Origin of the sequence: Bacillus sp. FSL R9-9834 (genome assembly GCF_038006905.1) — a bacterium.
Lineage (GTDB): Bacteria > Bacillota > Bacilli > Bacillales > Bacillaceae_G > Bacillus_A > Bacillus_A pacificus.
In genome coordinates this window covers 4,806,695-4,827,307 of record NZ_JBBOWD010000001.1, presented here as the reverse complement: position 1 = coordinate 4,827,307, position 20,613 = coordinate 4,806,695, and the positions used below count along the sequence as shown (strand labels likewise).

The following is a 20,613-nucleotide window of genomic DNA, read 5'->3' as shown; positions in this document are numbered from 1 at the left end:
GAAATGCTATTGTAATTTGAAAAAACATCATGTATACTTCTAATTAGTTGATAACGATTATCAGTATCAACTAATAACATTACTCTTCGTTATGTTGGTCATACCCCTTTTTGACGACGTAAGTCAGAGACGAAATGTTGAAATATCTTGTGTCCTATTCTACAGAATTATGGTAATCTCCAACCTCAACTTATATGCGTGAGCATGCAAAAAGGATCCTATCCGTGAAGGGATCCTTTTTTGCATGCTGTTGCAATTAATGTATATAGGCCTGGCACACGTTCTTCCATTCCTTCCGGTGCAGTAGGAGGGAAGACCCATCTTTGATGTGGCCCGTGTTCTTCAACTAGTTTTTCAATTTTAAAATGTGCTTCCGCGAGCGTTGTAATGATTTCTCCTAGCGTCCAGCGACGGATAGTTGTTTTAGGTAGCGATTCTTTCTGTGCTTCTGTAAGAAGAATGCTATAAGCAACATCATCTTCAATCAATTCTTCATCAAAATAATTTCCATTGGCCTGAAATGATGGGTGGTCGACTCCTAATAATTTCGTGTAAACAGGATGATAGTCACGAAGGATAAGCATTCCATCTTGCTTAAGCAAGGTAGCAATTTTTTGAAAAAGCGGTTTTAAATCGAGAAAGTAATGGAGTACACCAAGTTCCAGCAATACGATATCGAATGACTCTGATAGTTGCACATGTAATACATCAGAAACGACATACTGAATAGAGACACCTGCTGCGTCCGCAAGTTCATTTGCATATTTTGCATTACTTGCTGAAATATCAACAACCGTTACGTCAGCTCCTAAAAGAGCGAGAGCAACAGCTTTATTTCCTTTTGACCCGAGTAAATTAATAATACGTTTTCCTTTTGGAGATTGTATGTAAGGTAAATAGTGATCTACCTCGCGCATGGGATCTTCCATAAGCTTTTTTGCATAATCTGCTGGGGCCCCATGGCGATTCGTCCAAGCTTCATAAGCAGCTGCATTCCAGCTTTTTTCATTCCGCGCGCTTAGTTGTTTTTGATTCAATCATATCACTCCTTTTGTGAACGTATAGGTATTCGGCGGGAGGATGGGATTTCCTTTTCTTTTTGGACAAAAGTTTGATTTTTCTGTTATTAAGTCGTACAATACTTGTTATACGTAAAAGCGTTGAAAAGGAAAAGTAGAATGAAATCATTCTGTCCAGAGAGCTTCGGTAGCTGAGAAGAAGCAAGAATATTCATTTGAACAATGGCCTTTGAGCTTCGTCCTGAACTTATGAAATGATAATAGTAGGCGGCGACGAGAGTTGGTACTCGTTATCAAAACCACAGTATAAGAGCATATAGCTCCGTACTTGTTAAGGCTAATTATGTGAGTAATTGGCGAAATAAGGTGGTACCGCGACTGTTTATACAGCCCCGCCCTTATCTTTTTTTAGATAAGGGCGGGGCTTTTTATATTTTAAAGGAGGAATGTAAGATGAGTATTTTTATTGGAGGCGCTTGGCCGTATGCAAATGGTTCGTTACATCTTGGACATATTGCGAGTTTGTTACCTGGAGATATTTTAGCACGTTATTATCGGGCAAAAGGTGAGAATGTGTTGTATGTTTCGGGAAGTGATTGTAATGGAACACCAATTGCAATTCGGGCAAAACAAGAAGGTATGACGGCGAAGGACATTGCTGATCAGTATCATGAAGAGTTCCAGCGATGTTTTCGTAACCTTGGTTTTACGTATGATTGCTATACACGTACAGATAGTGAGCACCATCATAAAACGGTTCAAAAAGTTTTTTTACGTTTATTAGAAGAAGGCCATATTTATAAAAAAACAGTGGAACAAGCATATTGCGAAACGTGTACGCAGTTTTTACCTGATCGTTATGTAGAAGGAATATGTCCGCATTGTCATGAAGCAGCAAGAGGAGATCAATGTGATGCGTGTTCAGCTATTTTAGATCCACTCGATTTGTTAGAAAAGAAATGTAAGTTATGTGGTAGTACACCATCCGTACAGGAAACAGAGCATTTCTATTTCGCATTGCATACATTTCAGGAGCAAATCAAAGTGGCTGTAGAAACAGCAAAACAAACAGGAACATGGCGCGACAATGCAATTCAGCTAACAGAAAGATACGTAAAGGAAGGGTTACTAGATAGGGCTGTATCACGTGATTTACCAATTGGGGTACCAATTCCAGTAGAAGGGTATGAAGATAAGAAAATTTACGTATGGATTGAAGCAGTGACAGGATATTATTCGGCGAGTAAACATTGGGCTGAAAAAACAGGGAAAGATGATCAAGAGTTTTGGGATAGAGAAGCGAAAACATATTATGTGCACGGAAAGGATAATATTCCGTTTCATTCTATCATTTGGCCAGCGGTATTGCTTGGAATAGGAGAAGGGGCAATTCCTCGTCATATCGTTTCGAATGAATATTTAACAGTGGAAAAAAGAAAATTATCTACAAGTAAAAACTGGGCAATATGGGTGCCTGATATATTAGAACGCTATGATCCGGATTCTATTCGTTACTTTTTAACAGTGAACGCACCAGAAAATCGTGACACTGACTTTTCATGGCGGGAATTTATTTACAGTCATAATAGTGAATTGTTAGGTGCATACGGAAACTTTGTGAACCGAACATTAAAATTTATTGAAAAGTACTATGGTGGTATCGTGCCGAAGGGAAGTATTGATGTAGAGCTGAAAGATAAAATAGAAGGATTATATAAACATGTAGGAGAGGCGATTGAGCAAACTAAATTTAAGGTGGCGCTAGAATCAATATTTGATGCAGTACGTTTTGCAAATAAATACTTTGATGAGAGGCAGCCTTGGAAACAAAGGGAAGATGATCCAGTTTCATGCGAAGAAACGATTTATAATTGTGTGTATCTCATCGCTAATTTTGTAAATCTCCTTGAACCGTTTTTACCATTTTCAAGTGAAAGAGTTAGAAACACATTATCGATTGTGAACCGAAATTGGGAGCCTCAAACCACGTTGCCGAATAGAATTGATAGTGTACAGCCACTATTTGAACGGATTGATGTAAAACAAATTGAGTGTGAGATAGAGAAGTTATATGGAGCAGTAAAGTGAGATAGAGAAAAAGACCTTTCAAATATATGAAAGGTCTTTTGTTATGCAGTAGGATTCTCTTTCTTATCCTTTAAGAAGAACAGCACAGCAAGGATTACGAGAATAATAGCTGCAATATCATATGTTATTTTGAATGTGGTATTAAAGTTTAAGTACTCCACCAAAGGGGTTTTGACTGCCCCAGCATATATGCAAATGGGAATGAGGAGCACATCGTAAAATTTCTTTTCTTTCATATATCTTATTAGGAAGAAGATACACATAATGGCAAAAAAGGCTACGCTTAAAATAGTCATTTATACCTCCAAATAGATTTGAAATTATACCACATTGTAACTGTATTTACATTTATATGCAAGTTTCTATTTTCATGCACTATGCACGCTACTATGTTTCTTTTCTTTCCTAGCGGTAAGTAGCTGAGGAGTAAAAATTCCAAGTAGTATAAAGATGATCCCAATCCACTGCATGAACGTTACGACTTCATGTACAAGTGTAATAGAAGCGATAATGGCCGTTGGTAATTCAGCTGCTCCTAGTATTGTACCAAGTCCTGTTCCTACTTTCGGTACGCCAATTGAAAAACAAATGACAGGTACGACAACGCCGAACAACCCGAGGAAGAAAGCATATTTCCATAGGCCATCTTGCAAAGCACCGTCTGTTAAAAAGGTTGGCGGGAAGAATAGACATACGATAAGAGTAGCGCTTGTTGTCATAAGAAAGCTTTTCGTATAAGGCGGAACTTCTGTAGCAACACGCCCACTTGCAAAAACATAGAATGAAAAAGAGACAGCGGCTAATAGACCAAAGATCATACCTTTTGTGGAAAAGTTTTGTCCGAGGCCTTCAAAGACACCGCCTGCAAACAATGTACCAGTAAATAAAATAATGATAGATATAACTTTCTCACGACTTGGAAATGTTCGATTTGCAATGGCTTCAATAACGACACCAATCCATGTGAACTGGAAAAGTAGGACGACAGCGATAGATGCTGGTAGTTCTTCTACCGAAATAGCGTAGAAGATACCGGTCATACTCATCGTTGTGCCAACTGTTAGTAAGGAAAAGAATTGCTTTTTTGTTACTTTATGACGTGAAACGAAAAGAACGAGCAGAAGAAGACCGATCCATCCGAAGACATATTGACCTCCTAATAGTTGATGGGCTGAAAATCCATCAATGAATCCGAGTTTGAAAATAGTTGAAAGTACGCCGTAGCTACAAGCTCCGAATAAAACGAGTAATGAGTACTTAAATTTCTCCATGAAAATCCTCCTTTTACATAATAAAAAACGCCCGCTATCCAAATAAGGATAACGGGCGAACGAAACAGAGTCATATACTCTACAAAATTCCGCCACTCATACGAAGTATGAATTTGGGATATGAAATTGTAGTAGGTTTTTACATTGCTTTTGGGAATACAATAGAACATTTTACACCTTGAGGCGTGTTTTGTATACCATAAGGAAATTGATGTTTATCTAGTATTTGTTTTACAATGTATAACCCAAGACCACTACCTTGTACTAAGCCGTGTTTGTCAGGGTTTGCGCGATAGAATGGCTCAAATAAATGGGCAAGTTTATCCTCATCTATTTGTGAACCTGTATTTAATACTTCTAATGCGTAACCGTTTGGCTTTTCATAAAGCTTTATATATACATGCTGATGGTCAATTGTATAATGAATTGCATTTGAAATAATGTTAAAAATGGCAGTTTGAATAAATTTGGGATCAGCTAAAACTTGTACATCTTGTTTAATGTTAGATTGAACATTTAACTGCTTTACAGATACGAAATAATCTACTTTCTTCATAACGTCCTCAATAATATTAGTTAATGAGATAACTTTTAAATCAGGTTTAAATTGAGGGTTTTGTATTTTGGATAATTCCGACATTTTTTCCGTTAATATGTTAATGTCTTGCATCATTTCATAGGAGCGTTTTAAATATTTATCTCTATCTTTATAAGCTCCAATTCCGTGAATCATGCCATCTAGTTGTCCCATAACGGCTGCGATTGGTGTTTTTAATTCATGGGAAACCATAGACATAAATTCTTTACGGGATTGTTCTAATTGTTGCTCCTTTTTGAGTTCATTTCTTAAATCTTGATTGCTCGCATGCAAATTCTTCACTATATTTGGTATTTGTGAAGCAGCTACTTGTAAATTAAAATCTGTTTGATCAGTATTTTTGTTGAGTAGCTTTTTATCTGAGAAATCAAGATTCATAATATCTTTTAAAGCATCACTCATATATTGAAAAGGTTTAGCAATTAGTTTTGCATAAATTAAAGATCCAAGCAGAGAGAGTGCAAGCATTGTTGCGCCAATATGTGGAGCTAATTGCTGCAGTACATCTGTTAATTTTGGATTATCTTGTGCATCATTTGCTTTACTTGCTGCATTTTGTTTATGTAAGGCATCATTAGTAGCGACTTGCTTTTCCGTTTCTGTAAGTGGAGCAGAAGCGCTATTTTTCCCCGAAATATTTTGAGTATGTTCTTTTGCTTTTGCAGTTTGGCTAGGCTGCAAAAGGTGATTGATAGCTGTAGAGAGAGAATTATAATCTATAATAGCAGATTGGAAATTAAACATGTCCCCCTGTGATACAGCTTTATTTTGATTCGTTTTACTTTGGTCGTTTTGTTTATCTGAATCCGCTTGTTCTGTAGTATGCGTTCCATTTTCTTTCGCAAAACGTTCTTTATCGTAGTTTGAAGCTAAGAAGTAAATAACTTGATAAAGACAAAGTGATAAAAGAATACAAAATAATAAGGTTTTGATGAAAATATTTTTGGTGATGTTGTCTTTGCTACGATTCGATTTTGTAGCCAATGCCTTTCACCGTTTTAATATAAGGAATTCCTAATTTTTTTCGTAAGTTTTTAATGTGTGTATCTATAACTCTTACATCACCATAATGTTCATAGCCCCATACCTTATTCAACAAATCACTTCTTGATAATACTTTTCCTCGATTTTGCAGTAAAGTATAAATAATTTCAAATTCTTTTGTTGTCAATTCAATTTGATTACCATGAACATAAGCGGCGTATGCTGTAGAATTTAACATCAATTCATGGAATTGTAGTATAGTCGCAGCTTCGGCTTCCTTCGTTGCTGCCCTTCTTAATACAGCTTCTACACGTTTAATAAATACGGTGTAATGGAACGGTTTCGTAATATAGTCATCAATACCTAATTCAAATCCTTTAATTTCACTTTCTTCATTATGTAAGCCTGTTAACATAATGATTGGTACATCAGATTGTCCTCGCATAATTTTACAAATACTATAGCCATCTATATCTGGTAACATCACATCAAGGAGGACAAGATCGTATGAATTTTTTTGGAAAAGAAGTATACCTTCTGTTCCAGCACCAACGACATCAACAGTAAAGTTTTGTGCCATTAGAAATTCACGAATTAGTTCTTGTATATCTGGGTTGTCTTCAATCACCAGTATATGCGTCATAGTAACACCTCCTAAATAACGCTTTTAACTGCAATATTCGAATTCATCATTTTTTCGATGACTCAGATTGTTTATACATATAATAAGCCCCTGCCATAAAATAATCATGAAAGTAGCAAGGGGAGTTGTTTAGTGAAACTGAATATTTAAGAATTACAGTAATTCTATTATAGTATGTATTATAAAATTTATAAAATATTATAACTGTATAATTTTAATATCCATGTTTATCAATGTTTGGATGTTACCTAACACAATCTATTCCTATTATATATGTAAATACAGTTGTTTTGCTACTGTAAATGAAGAAATAAAATAAGCCAAGACATAAAATTCTTGGCTACACGTAAATCGCGCTTTGAGGTTATTTTACAGTGACAGTAGCTTGCTGGGGAATACGCTCAAATAACCAGTGTATATCATTGTTATACATACGAATACAACCTAATGTTGTCCACTTACCAATTGCCTGATTATTGTTCGTACCATGAATCGCATAAGTTGTTCCGTAAGTTCCTGCCATGTTTAGTCCGAGCCAACGGTCACCAAGTGGATTGCGCGGATCGCCGCCTTTAATTTTGCCTGTGTAATAAGGACGATTTTTAATTTTATTTACGATTTGAAAAGTACCTTTAGGTGTAGGAGTAGCTGCCTTTCCAGTAGCGACAGTAAAACTTTTTATGAATTTTCCGTTTTGATAATAATCCATTTTATTTAACTGTGTATTCACGATAAGCTGATCATTTGTTGCAGCTGCCTCAGCATTTGTGAATGGAATAGTTAGAAATCCTAATGATAATAGTGCGCTTAATAATAGTTTTTTCATTATGTTCTCCTTTTTACTATTGTAATAGTCTTACATACAATGAATTTGCAATCCTCGTAATACTTTATTTACATTTTCATCTAATGTTTCAAAGAAGGTAGTAATTTTGGCATTGTGTTTGTTGTTTTTATCAATAAGTAATCTTTCATTTAATAAAAGTTCGCCATGTAGTCCAAAACTTTGAATTTGAATATTTAATTCATCTTCAGTTTCAGAAATAATTGGTAAGAAGTAGTGAAAAGCTTTCGTTGGAATGATGTAGCTTTTGCCAATCATGCTTTCTTGATTTGAATTAATCCATTTTTTCGTAACAATCTTAATGTTCTTTTTTGAAACGATAAAAGACAGTGTTGTAGACTTTGTTAAACTTACGTCAAATTCATTTGTTTCACATATGTGCAAATTAAAAACGGTTTCATTTTGGTGAGATTCAACATTTGTATTAATAAAATCGTGCATTTTATAAGCTTCCATTTTTTATTCACCCTTTTTTCAATTTCGAAAAGCGATTAATATTTATTCAAATTAATGTTTAGTCATATATTGGTTAAATTTTTAAACAAATTCCGATATAATCTTACAATACGTATATGAAGCTAATATGAAGTTAGTATGAGTTTGTAGTGGTTTTTTATTAAGAACAAAATATAACGATTTTTAAGTGTTAAAAAATGGATAAAAAGTGCATATTAAGGTCCTGATTTTTCGCAGTGTATACTTGTTAAATTGTTTTAAAATGAGAGTACATAATGAACGTAAAAGTTTAGTGAGAGCCTTACAAAAATGTAATAAAAATGTAAGCTATTGTGATAGTTATTTCGACAATTTTTTTATACAATATTAGTAAGAAGTTGCACGTGATTGAAAGGAGAGATGACATGGAATGGATTCATGAATTATTTCAGCAATACGGGTACTATGTTGTACTTGTTGGTTTGCTGTTAGAATATATTGCACTTCCGTTTCCGGGAGAGCCAACGTTAGCATATGCGGGATTTTTAGCACATAAGGGTGATTTAAGTTTACCGATTTTAATTATCCTATCCTTTATTGGGACAAGTGTAGGAATGACAATCCAATACTTTTTAGGAAATAAATTAGGAATGCCCTTTGTTCAAAAGTATGGGAAATACGTATTTTTAACACAAAGAAAAATCGACTTAACAAGAATGTGGTTTGATAAGTATGGATACTTCTTGATTTTTATCGGTTTCTTTATTCCTGGTGTACGTCACTTTACAGGATACTTTGCAGGAATTATTAACTTACCATTCCGCCGTTTTGCAATTACAATTTACTCAGGTGCTCTATTTTGGGTATCATTCTTCTTAATCGGTGGTTACTGGTTAGGTGGAAACTTACATGATATTTTTGGAGCGCTAGAAGGTCACATTGGTAAAATTATTTTTGGAGTGATTGCGATTGTAGCAATTACGTTAGGAGTTCGTTTCCGCAAACAGTTAAAACGAGCATTCTTACAAAACGCAAGTTAATATGGAATCCATTCTATGTCAGAATTTAGGAAGGCAGTGCAGATGCACTGCCTTTTTTATTTTAATAAGCTTTTGTTTGTTTATCAGTTTAAAATCCCATAGGTTATAATTGTCAATTATTAACGTCAAAATGACAATTATAATCGACAAAAATAAGGGTATTATTTACAATTTGATTAAATAAATGAAAAAGAGGGAAGACATGAAGCTTCAAAATCGAGTGAGAGAATTGCGGGCAAAGCATCGTTTATCACAAGGGGATTTAGGGAAAGCGATTGGATCATCGCGGCAAACGATTAGTTTAATTGAGCGCGGGGATTATGCACCATCTATCGTATTGTCGTTAAAAATTGCACAAATTTTCAACGTACCGGTGGAGGAAATATTTATGTTGGTGGAGGGGGAAGATGATGGTGAAGAGTAAATTTGGAAAACAATTTTTAAATTTTTGCAAACTCATATTAAGTATGGTAGGTGGCTTTTTTGCATCTTATATAGCTTTAGATTTACTCTCGGATGAACCGAGAAAATTATCACCCAATATATTAATAGGGGTATGTACTCTTTTTGGAATGGTAATGATGTATTACACTTGGAAGAATACACGTATGTTAGCGGAGGCACGTGATGAAGAAGAGAGTGTACAAGGTAGAAAATTAGGAATTGTAATTATGTATTTACGTATAGGTGATATAGTTACGCAAGCATGGTTTGTATATGCAGTTATTGCATGTAGACGTGCACTGTTGCAGGATACAAATGTTTCATTTGCAGTGTGGAATTTAGTAGCTTCTATCGTTTGTTTAACTATTGTAGTGATTAGTGGGCTCATAACAAAAAATCGTTATAATAAGCTATATCCTGAACAAGGTGTAACATATATGGAATCTATGAAAATGTGGACGAAAAACGCAGATGAAGGATTAAAACATATTGTGCATGAGGCTGGATATAAAGCATATGAATTTACGAATACAATATTGGCATATGTATGGTGGGCTGCCGTTATATATACGGTGGCTAGTGATATCAACTTTGTATTAATTGGCTTAATCTCATTTATTTGGATATTGCATCTTGGAAAATTCATGTACGAAATGCATAGAAAAATGATTTATTAAGGGGAGAAAAAGGTGGATATTTTAAGAAGGCCAGCTGGCTCAATGACAGTGGCGCTAATTCTGTCCATTTTATACGGAGTAATCCGAACTGGGAAATTAGAAGTAATATTGGATGTATGGGAATTATTTGGGGTTTTTTTATTAGTGCTAGCTATTCATGAGCTAGGACATGTAGTGTTTGGTTTAATAGGCGGTTTGAATTTTAAATTTATGACAGTAGGGCCGATTACTTTTCAAAAAGAGAAGGGGAAAGTACGCATTCGAGAAAATAAATTGTGGATGTACTTTGGAGGCGTGGCGATGTTAGTGCCTCCTTCTATAGAGACACCGAATCTTTCAAAAAAATGGGCGTGGATGACTTTAGGTGGACCGATTACGAGTTTATTATTTGGTATTACTTCCGGTTACATATACATGGTGAGTTATTATCAATATCTTTTATATTTTTCTGTTTTACACTTTGTGATTTTTGCAGCTACAATCGTACCGATAAAAGGAACGTTTTTGAGTGATGGCATGCAATTTCTTCTTTTAATTAAAGATGATGAAAAGGCTAAGCAGCATTTATATAACATTCAAGTATCGAGTGAATTATTTAGTTATAAAAGGCCGAAAGATTGGGATGAGAGATTAATAGAGCTTAGTGAGGAAAAATTAAAAGAGGATAAAAGTATAAGAGATATAATGAGCGGACTTATGCTCGTTTTTTATGCTAGAGCTGATCAAGAGGGAATGGAAAGAGCGATACCGTATATAGAACCAATTGTTCGACAACCTGTAACGAAAGAAAATAAGTTTTTCGTTAGTAGTTTTCATAGTTGGTACCTTTTATATAAAGCTCTTTATGAGATGGATCGTCTTTCTTTGCAAGAAGCGAAGGAACATGGGAAGGCTATTACAAAAATGGACCTAAACGGATATTATCGTACACAAGGAATTATTAAATATTTAGAGGGCGATATGGAAGCGTCACACATTTATATGAGGAAAGCGGATAAAGAATTGAAGAGCGCTGAGAATAGTGAAATGGGATATTTACAATTAGAGAGAGAATGGTTTGAGCAGCTAAAGAAGAGGGTATCTTACGATGGGTGAGGTATCCTCTTTTTTCTATGTCGTCTTATGCCGTTCCATAAAAAGTGTGGGGCGAGTAAAATAAGATGTGAAGAGCAAAGCTTGGAGGAATTCTAGATGGAAATTTTAACGATTATTTTAATCGTCTTGCTCATTTATGTTGTTTTTAAAGTGGCATATGTAGCATTAAAAATACTCGCGATCCTATTAATTATCTTTTTAATCGTAGAGTTCGGCAGTAAATTGCTTGGGGGATAGGGTATGTTGAGCGTCTTGATTGTCGAAGAATGTCGGTAAGTCGATATCCTGTGTCGAACCGTCGATATAATGAAAAAATCGCTGATATAAGTGGAGAAATCGTCGATATATTTGAAAAATCGCTGATATAATCCGGTTGATACTGGATGGGGTATATGGAAAAGAAGTTGCCGTGAGGGTAACTTCTTTTTATTTGTTTATAAATTGTTTATTTTTACCTTCTATTCTTAGAGTAAGGAGGCGGTAGAGATGAAAAAAGCGGTTTTAGAAGTAAGAGATGTGACGAAAAAGGTGAAGGGGAGAACGTTGCTAAGTCATATGTCTTTTTCTGTTTATAAAAATGAGATTTGTGGTTTTGTTGGGCCAAATGGTTCTGGGAAGACAACTCTTATTCGAACAATTATGGGGTTAATTCGACCAAATGAAGGAGAGATATTAGTTAATGGTATTAGCGTACAAAAAAATCGGAAAGAAGCTCTTCAGCATGTAGGCGCAATTGTAGAGGCTCCAATTTTTTTCCCTTATATGTCAGGACGAAAAAATTTGCGGAATCTAGGGAGGATTACGTTACGTACTGGTGGAGAAGTTCTTGAAAATAAAGTGCAGCAAGTATTAGAAATCGTCGGTTTAGAAAATCGTGCTGACGATAAAGTTGGTACGTATTCGTTAGGGATGAAGCAGCGTTTAGGTATTGCACAGGCGCTTCTTGGGAATCCAGATTTTATCATTTTGGATGAACCGTCTAATGGATTAGATCCAGTTGGAATTAAGCAGCTTCGTAAAATTGTACTCGACTTACAGCGTGAGAAGGGCATTACTTTTTTCATTTCTAGCCATTTAATTCGTGAATTGGAGCTTATGTGTGATTCATGGGTCATGATTCGAGAAGGATCATTAATATGGCGGGGAACGACGGAAGAATTGCAAGGAAGGAATAAAGAATTAGAAGATATTTTCGTGGAGATGATGAGCTCATGATGATGTTAGTACGCTCGGAATGGGAGCGGCTTTGGGCGAAGAAAGTAACATGGCTTTGTTTTTTGATGATACCAGTGATGTTACTTGGGGCTGCTAAGTACTATTTAAAACATAATCAAGAGGTCGAAAGGATAGCGGTTGATTATACATATGCGAATTCGTTCCCCGTCCTTGCATTATCTGAAATGCTTATGAGTATATGTAATCTTGTTTTACTCGTTTTAATTGTTCTTGTGTTTGCTCAAGAGTATCATAGCGGTCAAATTAGGATGGTAATCCAAAGATCATATACGTATTCGGAGGTTCTGATTGCAAAAATAATTACGATAGTAGCGGTAAGTTTGCTATTTATAAGTGTTTATTTTATTTGCAGTTATTGTATTGGCTATATTTTCTTTGAGCATGAACCGAATATTCTTTTGTTTTATCATACGGAAAAAACGAATGCACTTGGCGTGTTCTTATACTGTATTTCTTATTACGGAATTGCTTATCTTACTTTAGTAGCAATGGCTAGCATATTAATTATGCTGTCGGTTATAAGTAAATCGACAACAAGTGCGACTCTTCTCGGTATGGGATTCATTATATTTTCCTTTGGATACCCAGCGATGGCGTTAGTGATAGGCCAATCCCCGACTTTTCTTTATATTAATTATTCTTCTTTAATTAAATTGCAACATGAAGGAATTGCTATATCTTTATCTGGTAGCTCAAGAATGATTCTTTTTGGATCTGTAGTTTTACTACTATACATTGTTGTTTGTAATACTGTAACAGTTTATTGGATAGGGAAAAAAGATAATTTTGTGTGAGGTGTGAAGAATGAGACAAATACTTATAAGTGAATTTGAACGGATTTTTAATAGAAAAAAGACGAAAGCATTAATAGCTATTTTTGGGCTGCTACTTATTTTGCATAGCGTATGGGTTCATACTTTTGGAGTTGCTATTTATGATACAAAAGGAACAGAAGTAATCTTAAGTAATTTAAACTTTCCTGTCGCAGTTACAAGAGAATGGTATTTTACGTTATTCTTATTAATTTTTCCAATCTTATTTATTGATAGTTTTAATAGTGAAATTTCATCTGGTGCGTATCGGCTTGTTATGATTCGTCCCGTAGGTAGATGGGAATTATTATTGGCGAAATGGATTACTCAAATGAGCATTGTAAGTTTGTTTTTGTTAATGGCATTCATTGAGAGTTATATATATGGAACATTTTTTATAAGGCGTGCAGAAGAGACATTCTTTTTAGATAAACAAGTCATTTATAGTGCGAATGCTTCTATTTTATATACTGTAAAATATTATTTAATACTATGGTTTATAGCAAGTGCTTTAACAATGTTGAGTAGTTTTGTAAGTCTGTGGTTTCAAAACGCTATCATTACGTATTTTGTAATAGTCGGTTTATTAGTAGCAAGTTTATATGTGAATGAAGAATTAAGTTATTTTGTAATTGGAAGTGGATCAATTCTAAGAATATTAAGTGAGGGGAAAGGAACATTTTACCTGATAAATGGTACAATTTTAGGAGGATGTGCAATAGCGGCTATGTTTAGTTGGTGTAAAAAAGATATATTTAATTAGGGGGGACTTGCCGTGACGAGCAAAATACTACTTGTAGACGATGAACCAGATATTCTTACATTTATTGAAGATAGTCTTGTCATGGAAGGGTATGAAGTAAGAAGTGCATTAAGTGGTGAAGAAGCTTTGAAGAAATTAGATAATAGCGTGGATCTCATTATTTTAGACGTTATGTTGCCAGATATGAATGGGTTTAAAGTTTGCGAGAAGATGAGAGAGTCTTATGCATGCCCAATCTTATTTTTAAGTGCGGATAGTAGTGAACGGTCTCGGATAGAAGGTTTATTGATTGGTGGAGACGATTATATTAGTAAGCCATTTAGTTTAAAAGAGTTGAAAGCGAGAATTGTTGCCAATTTGCGCCGTACGACAGATTTAAGAATGGTGGATCAAAAGGAATTTCTACGCTATGGAAGTATATTAATAGATTTGCAAAACTACGAAATAATGACTGGGAAAGAAAAAATTCATTTTACAAAAAAAGAGTATGAAGTTGTGAAAATGTTAGCACTTCATGCTGGTCAAGTTTTGACGAAAGAGCAGCTGTTTGAAAAGATTTGGGGATATGATAGTGAAAGTGATGTCTCTACTGTAGTTGAGCATATAAAGAAAATTAGAACAAAGCTTAGTGTATATGACAGAGAAAATACATATATTCAAACGGTGTGGGGAATTGGATATAAGTGGAGTGTACAGAATTGATGCAAAGGTTAAGGATTAAACAACAGCTAGTAGCTGGCTTCTTAATAGTTCTACTTGGTAGTTTAATACTAACGGTTTTAACAGCGGCTAGTGGTTGGTATTGGCTAACGAAGAATGGGAAAGTATTTCCTGCGAATTATTATGAACAGAAAATACCTATGATAAAAGAATATGTAAAAGATAAAGGCATACTATTGTTAAATGAGAAAGAGCGAAATGGATTAGAGAAAATTGTCCCTAAAGAGGGAATTAAATATCAAATTGTTAATAGGCAAGGAGATATTTCTTATGGTACATATAACAAGAAATTAATAACAAATGAGAGACCGATTTCGAGTGTTATTAATACAAATATTTATGGTGAAGAAGATGATAATGAAGTTACGACATATCTGCCTTTAGTAGATAGGAATGGAGATTTACAAGGAGCGATAGGGTTTAATTATCATTTAACAATATCTACTGCTTCGGCAGTTGATTCCTTTTTTGTAATCTTATTTTTAGCTTCACCCTTTATATACATTACAATTTTGTCCTACATTATTTCAAATCGAATGGGAAAAAGAATAAAGAAACCACTAGTTGAACTATCAGAGGCCTCAAAAAGAATTCAAGAGCAGGATTTAAATTTTCATTTAGAGTACAACGCGAAAAATGAAATTGGTGAATTAGTCAGTTCGTTTGAAAATATGCGTGCAGCGCTAGCTACTAGTTTGTCACGACAATGGGAGTTAGAAGAAGAAAGGAGAGAATATATTAGAGCTATTTCTCACGATTTAAAAACGCCATTAACGATTGTGCAAGGTCATACAGAAGGTTTGCAAAGTGGTTTATGGAAAAATGAAGATTTGTTACATCGGTATTTACAAACGATTGAAAGAAACACAAACAGAATGACAAAGCTTCTTGAGGAGTTCCAAATAGTAAATGAGCTAGAGAGTTTCTCATTTCAATTACGTTTAAATAAAGTACATATAAATCCATTCTTTCTTAAAAAACTAGAAGAATACGAATGCATAGCTAGAAAAAAAGAAATTGATTGGGATGTCATCTTTGAAAATAATGAGGATATACAAAGCTTAGTATTTGATCAAGAGCGAATCAGTCAAGTAATGGACAACATCGTAATGAATGCAGTTCGATTTACTCCGGTGTCAGGGAAGATGCTTTTGAAAGTATGTGCTTGGCATGACGCAATAGAGTTTCATGTATATGATTCAGGGCCTGGGTTTCAAGAAGGAGATTTGAAAAAAGTATTACAACGTTTTTATCAGGGAGATCAGTCGCGTTCAGGAAGCAAGGAGCATTTTGGACTCGGGTTATATATTGCTAAGACAATTGTTGAGAAGCATGGTGGTAAAACTCAGGTAGAAAATAGTGAGGTGAGAGGCGGGGCACACGTTTCGTTTCGGATTCCGAGCGGAGGTATATAGATGAAAATTGATTGTCGAAAAATGTCGGTAAGTCGATATCCTGTGTCGAACCGTCGATATAATGAAAAAATCGCTGATATAAGTGGAGAAATCGTCGATATATTTGAAAAATCGCTGATATAATCCGGTTGATACTGGATGGGGTATATGGGAAAGAAGTTGCCGTGAGGGTAACTTCTTTTTATTGTGATGCCGTGGTATGCAAACCAACATAAAAAAAGCTGGAAGAATCCCTTCCAGCTTACGAGTTACTTTCAATTTGGCGACCGTTTTCTTCTTCGTTGTCTTGTAATAGGTTGAATACATCAGCTAGACAGAATGCAATGAACCAAGTCCATAGACCGTGGAAGAAAGCTGAGCTTAATTGAAGTGGTAATGTATAGTTAGTCATTGAGTAGGAAATACATCCGCCAACGATTCCGATCATTGTTAATAACATTGTTTTTTGCGCATTTTCTTCTGGATTAAAGAGGAAGAAAATGTATCCACCTAAAATTGAAGCGCTTACAAGTGTTTCGATTCCATTAAAAATGATATTCTCTCCAAGCTGAGTGTTTGTCCAGAAGCAGATTGTTCCGCCGATAATAGCAAACAGGACAGCTATTGTATATCGTATATATTGATTCATATGTTCATCTCCTTATGTAATAAGATGATTTGGAAGTCAAAAAGGTAGGTATAGTATATTGAAGTGAGTTTTAGTTGTACGTATCTTTTTATAAAAAGATTATTGAAGAGTGATCGGTTTTTTAAACCGTTACGTGTATGATGTCTGAAATATACCCGACTGCTCGTTTCTTTTTGCTTGTAAAATAAGAGAAACTTCCAAGTCTATATACTCTTTTTTTGTGAGTCTGTTTTCATTATAACATATTTAGAGGCATAATAATAGAATTATCTGATTTTGTAATAAGTGTAAAAAATAAAAAGCGCAAGGAAATACCATTCCTTGCGCTTTTTTATATACGTTTGAAACGGCCGACAATTTCAACTGTTTCAGTAATATTCATAAATGCTTTGTTATCCACTTGACGGATAATACGTTTCATTTCGCCTAACTCATAGCGAGTCACGACAGTGTAAATCATTTTTTTCTTATGGTTTGTATAGCCGCCGACAGCATCTACCATCGTCACGCCACGTATGCCGTGATGTAGTAGGGCGCTTTTTATTTCCTCGCCTTTTTCTGTAATTGTCATTATCGTCAATTTAATATGTTTCGTATGCACAGCATCGATCACTTTGCTGACTACAAATCGACTAATTAACGTATAAAGTGTAATATCCCATCCGAAAATAAATCCTGCTACAACAAGTAAGATTAAGTTGAATACAAATATGATTGCTCCAATTGAAACATCGCGATATTTCGCTACAATTAATCCAACAACATCAAATCCACCTGTTGAAGAAGCAAATCGGAATATGATTCCTGAAGCTGCTCCGCAGATTACACCGCCGAATACAGAAGATAGTAAAATATCGTCTGAAACTTGGTGTACAGGGATAATGTTCATCGCTAATGATGATACAGCTACAAAGTACGCTGTTAAAAAGGTTGTCTTCTTGCCTAAGTAAAAGTGACTTAAAATAAGAAGAGGAATGTTTAGTAAAAAGATAAGTGCACCGATATTGTAGTGCATTAAATAACCGATAATCATCCCTACTCCAGCGAATCCACCGCTAATCATGTTATGCGGGATAAAGAACATATTCATAGAAATTGCATACAAAATAGAAGCTACGAAAATAACAACCAACTGTATGATAAATTCTAAGTGAAATGTTTTAGCTGCTGGGAAGGATAAAAAGGCGGTGTCGGGAACGTAATCGGCGTCTCCTAGTTGACCCATAGTATGTTTCATCTCCATATTCATTTTTGATTACAAGAAGAGAATAAAGGTTTTTTCAAAAACTGGCAATAGTTTTATTATAATGCAAAAATTTTATAAATTTCTAATAAATCAAGCCTATTCATTGATGTGTGTGAATATACTAAAGAAAGCGAATACAATGTTTCTTAATTATTGTTTTCTTGAGAAAATATGCAAAATACTTTTTTTGACGATAAAAGGAAATAGAGAATGTTTGCCGAATGTGCTAAAATGACCTTATTAAGGATGTGAAGCGATGGAATTTTTATTGCAGGATGCAATTCTATATATATCGTTTGTAACGACAGCACTTTGTTTATTAGAAGTTTTCTTCCTTGCTAACGTTTCTCGCTTTGTGCGTCAGCAAGCATCAAGCGGTAGACAAAGAGCATTTGCGTTAGTTGATACGTGTGAAGATAGTGCGGGGAATGTACCGCTATTTTCGATTTTTTATAAATATGGAATGATTCGTTCTGTACGCAGACAAGAATCGAGTGAAGAGAATGACGAGGTCGGTCCGTATACACCAATGTTTCGCTAAATAATTACGAAACATTGGAGGAATGAACATGTTAAAATCATACCGAACTGCGCTCGTTAGTTTATCATTATTACTTGTTTTTGTTTTATCTGGTTGTAGTAATGCAGCCCCAATTGATGCACATAGTACGGGAATTTGGGATCATTATTTTGTATATCCAATCTCGTTTATGATTCAATTTGTTGCTCATCATATACCGGGAGCTAGCTTCGGGATTGCTATCATTATTATGACGCTCGTTATTCGTTCAGCAATGATTCCATTAGCTGTTTCGCAATATCGTAGCCAAGCGAAAATGAAGAAAATGCAACCTGAATTGCAGAAGTTAAAGAAAAAATACGGTGATGTAAGTAAAGATCTTGAAAAACAAAAACAGTATCAAAAAGAAATGTCAGAACTAATGAAATCAGGCGGTTGGAATCCACTTGCTGGTTGCTGGCCAATCTTTATACAAATGCCGATTTTCTCTGCTTTGTATTATGCGATTAGCCGAACAGAAGAGATTCGCACATCTTCGTTTTTATGGGTGAACTTAGGACATGCAGATCCTTATCATATATTACCGATTATTGCAGCGTTAACGACATTTATTCAGATGAAGGTTTTCCAGTCTAATATTACAGCTGGAGAACAAGTACAGATGCTGAAAATGCAGCAAATTATGATGCCGGCAATGATTTTATTTATGGGATTTGCGGCACCATCGGGTCTTGTGTTGTACTGGATAACAGGTAACTTATTTACAATGACACAAACAATTGTATTAAGAAGAATAATGGAACGTGAAGAATTACAATTACAAAAAGCATAGAAAAACACCGCTCATCATGAGCGGTGTTTTTTTGTTAAGTCGTTAAGGAAATTTTAAGAAACCAACATTACTATAGGCATTGTATACGAGAGTGTACATGCATTAGAAATATGAAGGAGGAAATTTCCTATGAAGAAGAAAACAGTTGGGTATTTAGCGATTGCAGGTGCTTTATCATTCGGAATCATTGGAGGAGTCGGCATCCCGGCATTCGCGGCAACGAATACTCCAGCAGCTGAGCAATCTACAAAAACGGCGAAAAAAGATTTAGATGACGCTACAAAACAAAAAGTAAAAACGATTATGGATGATACAAAGAAACAGTTAGAGGAGCTAGGTGTAAAGCTTCCAGAGAAAGAAAAACGTAAAGAAATGTTTGCGGGATTAGATGAAGCGACAAAAGAAAAAGCGAAATCAATTTTAGAGCAAGAAAAGTCTGGGAAATTAACACGTGAACAAGCAAAAGAAGAATTAACAAAATTAGGCGTGAAGTTCCCGGAAAAGGGTAAACACAAAGAAATGTTTGCGGGATTAGACGAAGCAACAAAAGAAAAAGCAAAATCAATTTTAGAGCAAGAGAAATCCGGCAAATTAACACGTGAACAAGCAAAAGAGGAATTAACGAAGTTAGGTGTGAAAATGCCAGAGAAGGATAAGCATAAAGACATACTTGCTAACTTAGATGAAGCAACAAAGGAAAAAGCAAAGTCTATTTTTGAACAGGAAAAGTCCGGGAAATTAACGCATGAGCAAGCAAAAGAAGAATTAACAAAACTAGGTGTGAAGCTCCCAGAGAAAGAGAAGCATGAAGACATCTTTGCGGGATTAGATGAGGCAACAAAAACAAAAGCAAAAGCGATTTTAGACAATGAAAAGAAACAATTAGAGGCATTAAATGTGGATCTTCCGCATCATAAGTTTTTTATGAACAAAGAAGATAAATAATCGAATTACGTATCTTTCGTGTGGGCAACCGGAAGATACGTGCGAGGACCGATTTCTGCTGACAGAAATCGGTCCCTTTTAATGATTCAATAAAATTCTTTTCATTGTTAGTATGTATCCAAAGACGCAGTAGAAGATTGCAAAGCCGATAAACACTTCCGTATATTGATATTTACCTAATACGTAGAAGGAAACAGCTGGTATAATAGCTACCGCTAAAATGCTATAACCAGGATACTTGTACCTGAACATGATAGCGAATAGAACAGAAAGAAATGTAGCGATGATACAAAAAACAGCAATCATGATTGATGCACCTCCTATATGAATTATACCATTTTTAGGGAATTAGAGAAGT

General features: G+C 35.1%; 25 protein-coding genes and 1 other annotated feature. Of the genes, 15 read left to right on the top strand and 10 right to left on the bottom strand.

What is annotated here, in order from left to right; all coding sequences use genetic code 11:
• Positions 1-218: 218 nt before the first annotated feature.
• Positions 219-1,037: a class I SAM-dependent methyltransferase gene (locus tag MKY00_RS25445; RefSeq protein WP_016718859.1), complete on the bottom strand. Its 819-nt coding sequence runs from the start codon at positions 1,035-1,037 to the stop codon at positions 219-221.
• Positions 1,038-1,151: 114 nt separating this feature from the next.
• Positions 1,152-1,422: a binding site (T-box leader), on the top strand.
• A 50-nt stretch (positions 1,423-1,472) separates the two neighbouring features.
• Here MKY00_RS25445 and metG point away from each other — a divergent pair.
• Complete coding sequence (metG, locus tag MKY00_RS25440) at positions 1,473-3,107, top strand: methionine--tRNA ligase (protein WP_016718858.1); 1,635 nt, start codon at positions 1,473-1,475, stop codon at positions 3,105-3,107.
• A gap of 41 nt (positions 3,108-3,148) precedes the next feature.
• Here the strand turns inward: metG and MKY00_RS25435 are convergent, their stop codons facing one another.
• The 6 genes from MKY00_RS25435 to MKY00_RS25410 all read right to left on the bottom strand — a co-directional run bounded on the left by MKY00_RS25435 (position 3,149) and on the right by MKY00_RS25410 (position 7,903).
• Positions 3,149-3,403 (bottom strand): hypothetical protein, encoded by a 255-nt coding sequence (locus tag MKY00_RS25435; RefSeq protein ID WP_000154154.1) that lies wholly within the window; start codon positions 3,401-3,403, stop codon positions 3,149-3,151.
• Between the two features lie 72 nt (positions 3,404-3,475).
• A complete protein-coding gene (locus MKY00_RS25430; RefSeq protein ID WP_000410497.1) occupies positions 3,476-4,378 on the bottom strand; it encodes an EamA family transporter in 903 nt (300 codons plus the stop codon).
• A gap of 139 nt (positions 4,379-4,517) precedes the next feature.
• The gene (locus tag MKY00_RS25425; RefSeq protein WP_000201975.1) at positions 4,518-5,960 is read right to left on the bottom strand and encodes a sensor histidine kinase; all 1,443 of its coding nucleotides are present in this window, start codon (positions 5,958-5,960) and stop codon (positions 4,518-4,520) included.
• Complete coding sequence (locus MKY00_RS25420; RefSeq protein WP_000148833.1) at positions 5,938-6,603, bottom strand: response regulator transcription factor; 666 nt, start codon at positions 6,601-6,603, stop codon at positions 5,938-5,940. Before MKY00_RS25420 ends, MKY00_RS25425 begins: the two co-directional genes overlap by 23 nt.
• Positions 6,604-6,967: 364 nt before the next feature.
• Positions 6,968-7,429, bottom strand: a complete 462-nt coding sequence (locus MKY00_RS25415; protein ID WP_000735048.1) for a L,D-transpeptidase — start codon at positions 7,427-7,429, stop codon at positions 6,968-6,970.
• A gap of 30 nt (positions 7,430-7,459) precedes the next feature.
• On the bottom strand, positions 7,460-7,903 hold the full coding sequence (locus MKY00_RS25410; protein WP_000388750.1) for a DUF3978 domain-containing protein: 444 nt from the start codon (positions 7,901-7,903) through the stop codon (positions 7,460-7,462).
• 404 nt (positions 7,904-8,307) lie between these two features.
• On the opposite strand from MKY00_RS25410, the gene MKY00_RS25405 reads away from it, so the two are divergent.
• From MKY00_RS25405 to MKY00_RS25355, 11 genes are all read left to right on the top strand, one after another.
• Positions 8,308-8,922: a DedA family protein gene (locus MKY00_RS25405; RefSeq protein ID WP_000454756.1), complete on the top strand. Its 615-nt coding sequence runs from the start codon at positions 8,308-8,310 to the stop codon at positions 8,920-8,922.
• 202 nt (positions 8,923-9,124) lie between these two features.
• Positions 9,125-9,346, top strand: coding sequence for a helix-turn-helix transcriptional regulator (locus MKY00_RS25400; protein ID WP_000776164.1), 222 nt, complete (start codon positions 9,125-9,127; stop codon positions 9,344-9,346).
• The gene (locus tag MKY00_RS25395; RefSeq protein ID WP_016718857.1) at positions 9,333-10,043 is read left to right on the top strand and encodes a DUF3169 family protein; all 711 of its coding nucleotides are present in this window, start codon (positions 9,333-9,335) and stop codon (positions 10,041-10,043) included. Before MKY00_RS25400 ends, MKY00_RS25395 begins: the two co-directional genes overlap by 14 nt.
• Before the next feature lie 42 nt (positions 10,044-10,085).
• On the top strand, positions 10,086-11,138 hold the full coding sequence (locus MKY00_RS25390) for a M50 family metallopeptidase (RefSeq protein ID WP_033678579.1): 1,053 nt from the start codon (positions 10,086-10,088) through the stop codon (positions 11,136-11,138).
• 96 nt (positions 11,139-11,234) lie between these two features.
• Positions 11,235-11,375, top strand: coding sequence for a DUF3985 family protein (locus tag MKY00_RS25385; RefSeq protein WP_000404784.1), 141 nt, complete (start codon positions 11,235-11,237; stop codon positions 11,373-11,375).
• Positions 11,376-11,624: 249 nt separating this feature from the next.
• A complete protein-coding gene (locus MKY00_RS25380; protein WP_000710432.1) occupies positions 11,625-12,353 on the top strand; it encodes an ABC transporter ATP-binding protein in 729 nt (242 codons plus the stop codon).
• Positions 12,350-13,168 (top strand): ABC transporter permease subunit, encoded by an 819-nt coding sequence (locus MKY00_RS25375; protein ID WP_016718855.1) that lies wholly within the window; start codon positions 12,350-12,352, stop codon positions 13,166-13,168. The genes MKY00_RS25380 and MKY00_RS25375 overlap by 4 nt, the downstream gene beginning before the upstream one ends.
• Before the next feature lie 10 nt (positions 13,169-13,178).
• On the top strand, positions 13,179-13,949 hold the full coding sequence (locus MKY00_RS25370) for an ABC transporter permease (protein WP_016718854.1): 771 nt from the start codon (positions 13,179-13,181) through the stop codon (positions 13,947-13,949).
• A 12-nt stretch (positions 13,950-13,961) separates the two neighbouring features.
• Positions 13,962-14,651 carry a response regulator transcription factor gene (locus MKY00_RS25365; RefSeq protein WP_016718853.1) on the top strand — a complete coding sequence of 230 codons (690 nt, stop codon included), beginning with the start codon at positions 13,962-13,964 and terminating at the stop codon, positions 14,649-14,651.
• A complete protein-coding gene (locus MKY00_RS25360) occupies positions 14,651-16,084 on the top strand; it encodes a sensor histidine kinase (RefSeq protein WP_016718852.1) in 1,434 nt (477 codons plus the stop codon). Before MKY00_RS25365 ends, MKY00_RS25360 begins: the two co-directional genes overlap by 1 nt.
• Positions 16,085-16,207, top strand: a complete 123-nt coding sequence (locus tag MKY00_RS25355; protein ID WP_016718851.1) for a hypothetical protein — start codon at positions 16,085-16,087, stop codon at positions 16,205-16,207.
• A gap of 118 nt (positions 16,208-16,325) precedes the next feature.
• Here the strand turns inward: MKY00_RS25355 and MKY00_RS25350 are convergent, their stop codons facing one another.
• A complete protein-coding gene (locus MKY00_RS25350) occupies positions 16,326-16,712 on the bottom strand; it encodes a DUF3938 domain-containing protein (protein ID WP_001077770.1) in 387 nt (128 codons plus the stop codon).
• Positions 16,713-17,043: 331 nt separating this feature from the next.
• Positions 17,044-17,937 carry a YitT family protein gene (locus MKY00_RS25345; RefSeq protein WP_000530037.1) on the bottom strand — a complete coding sequence of 298 codons (894 nt, stop codon included), beginning with the start codon at positions 17,935-17,937 and terminating at the stop codon, positions 17,044-17,046.
• Positions 17,938-18,214: 277 nt separating this feature from the next.
• Between MKY00_RS25345 and MKY00_RS25340 the strand changes: the two genes are divergently transcribed.
• The 3 genes from MKY00_RS25340 (at position 18,215) to MKY00_RS25330 (ending at position 20,255) form a co-directional block, all read left to right on the top strand.
• Complete coding sequence (locus MKY00_RS25340) at positions 18,215-18,499, top strand: hypothetical protein (RefSeq protein ID WP_000394930.1); 285 nt, start codon at positions 18,215-18,217, stop codon at positions 18,497-18,499.
• A 28-nt stretch (positions 18,500-18,527) separates the two neighbouring features.
• The gene (gene yidC, locus MKY00_RS25335) at positions 18,528-19,310 is read left to right on the top strand and encodes a membrane protein insertase YidC (RefSeq protein ID WP_000920550.1); all 783 of its coding nucleotides are present in this window, start codon (positions 18,528-18,530) and stop codon (positions 19,308-19,310) included.
• A 129-nt stretch (positions 19,311-19,439) separates the two neighbouring features.
• Entirely contained in the window at positions 19,440-20,255 is an 816-nt protein-coding gene (locus MKY00_RS25330) for a hypothetical protein (protein ID WP_016718850.1), read from the top strand.
• Between the two features lie 78 nt (positions 20,256-20,333).
• On the opposite strand, the gene MKY00_RS25325 is transcribed toward MKY00_RS25330, so the two are convergent.
• Entirely contained in the window at positions 20,334-20,561 is a 228-nt protein-coding gene (locus MKY00_RS25325) for a hypothetical protein (RefSeq protein ID WP_000562235.1), read from the bottom strand.
• Positions 20,562-20,613 lie beyond the last annotated feature (52 nt).

Excerpts from the sequence above, each read along its gene's own strand:
- MKY00_RS25400 (WP_000776164.1), top strand. The coding sequence starts at position 9,125 with ATGAAGCTTCAAAATCGAGTGAGAGAATTGCGGGCAAAGCATCGTTTA.
- MKY00_RS25360 (WP_016718852.1), top strand. The coding sequence starts at position 14,651 with ATGCAAAGGTTAAGGATTAAACAACAGCTAGTAGCTGGCTTCTTAATA.
- MKY00_RS25340 (WP_000394930.1), top strand. The coding sequence starts at position 18,215 with ATGGAATTTTTATTGCAGGATGCAATTCTATATATATCGTTTGTAACG.
- metG (WP_016718858.1), top strand. The coding sequence starts at position 1,473 with ATGAGTATTTTTATTGGAGGCGCTTGGCCGTATGCAAATGGTTCGTTA.
- MKY00_RS25350 (WP_001077770.1), bottom strand. The coding sequence starts at position 16,712 with ATGAATCAATATATACGATATACAATAGCTGTCCTGTTTGCTATTATC.
- MKY00_RS25375 (WP_016718855.1), top strand. The coding sequence starts at position 12,350 with ATGATGATGTTAGTACGCTCGGAATGGGAGCGGCTTTGGGCGAAGAAA.
- MKY00_RS25405 (WP_000454756.1), top strand. The coding sequence starts at position 8,308 with ATGGAATGGATTCATGAATTATTTCAGCAATACGGGTACTATGTTGTA.
- MKY00_RS25355 (WP_016718851.1), top strand. The coding sequence starts at position 16,085 with ATGAAAATTGATTGTCGAAAAATGTCGGTAAGTCGATATCCTGTGTCG.
- MKY00_RS25430 (WP_000410497.1), bottom strand. The coding sequence starts at position 4,378 with ATGGAGAAATTTAAGTACTCATTACTCGTTTTATTCGGAGCTTGTAGC.
- MKY00_RS25325 (WP_000562235.1), bottom strand. The coding sequence starts at position 20,561 with ATGATTGCTGTTTTTTGTATCATCGCTACATTTCTTTCTGTTCTATTC.
- MKY00_RS25385 (WP_000404784.1), top strand. The coding sequence starts at position 11,235 with ATGGAAATTTTAACGATTATTTTAATCGTCTTGCTCATTTATGTTGTT.
- MKY00_RS25345 (WP_000530037.1), bottom strand. The coding sequence starts at position 17,937 with ATGGGTCAACTAGGAGACGCCGATTACGTTCCCGACACCGCCTTTTTA.
- MKY00_RS25420 (WP_000148833.1), bottom strand. The coding sequence starts at position 6,603 with ATGACGCATATACTGGTGATTGAAGACAACCCAGATATACAAGAACTA.
- MKY00_RS25395 (WP_016718857.1), top strand. The coding sequence starts at position 9,333 with ATGGTGAAGAGTAAATTTGGAAAACAATTTTTAAATTTTTGCAAACTC.
- MKY00_RS25380 (WP_000710432.1), top strand. The coding sequence starts at position 11,625 with ATGAAAAAAGCGGTTTTAGAAGTAAGAGATGTGACGAAAAAGGTGAAG.
- yidC (WP_000920550.1), top strand. The coding sequence starts at position 18,528 with ATGTTAAAATCATACCGAACTGCGCTCGTTAGTTTATCATTATTACTT.
- MKY00_RS25330 (WP_016718850.1), top strand. The coding sequence starts at position 19,440 with ATGAAGAAGAAAACAGTTGGGTATTTAGCGATTGCAGGTGCTTTATCA.
- MKY00_RS25435 (WP_000154154.1), bottom strand. The coding sequence starts at position 3,403 with ATGACTATTTTAAGCGTAGCCTTTTTTGCCATTATGTGTATCTTCTTC.
- MKY00_RS25390 (WP_033678579.1), top strand. The coding sequence starts at position 10,086 with ATGACAGTGGCGCTAATTCTGTCCATTTTATACGGAGTAATCCGAACT.
- MKY00_RS25410 (WP_000388750.1), bottom strand. The coding sequence starts at position 7,903 with ATGGAAGCTTATAAAATGCACGATTTTATTAATACAAATGTTGAATCT.
- MKY00_RS25370 (WP_016718854.1), top strand. The coding sequence starts at position 13,179 with ATGAGACAAATACTTATAAGTGAATTTGAACGGATTTTTAATAGAAAA.
- MKY00_RS25415 (WP_000735048.1), bottom strand. The coding sequence starts at position 7,429 with ATGAAAAAACTATTATTAAGCGCACTATTATCATTAGGATTTCTAACT.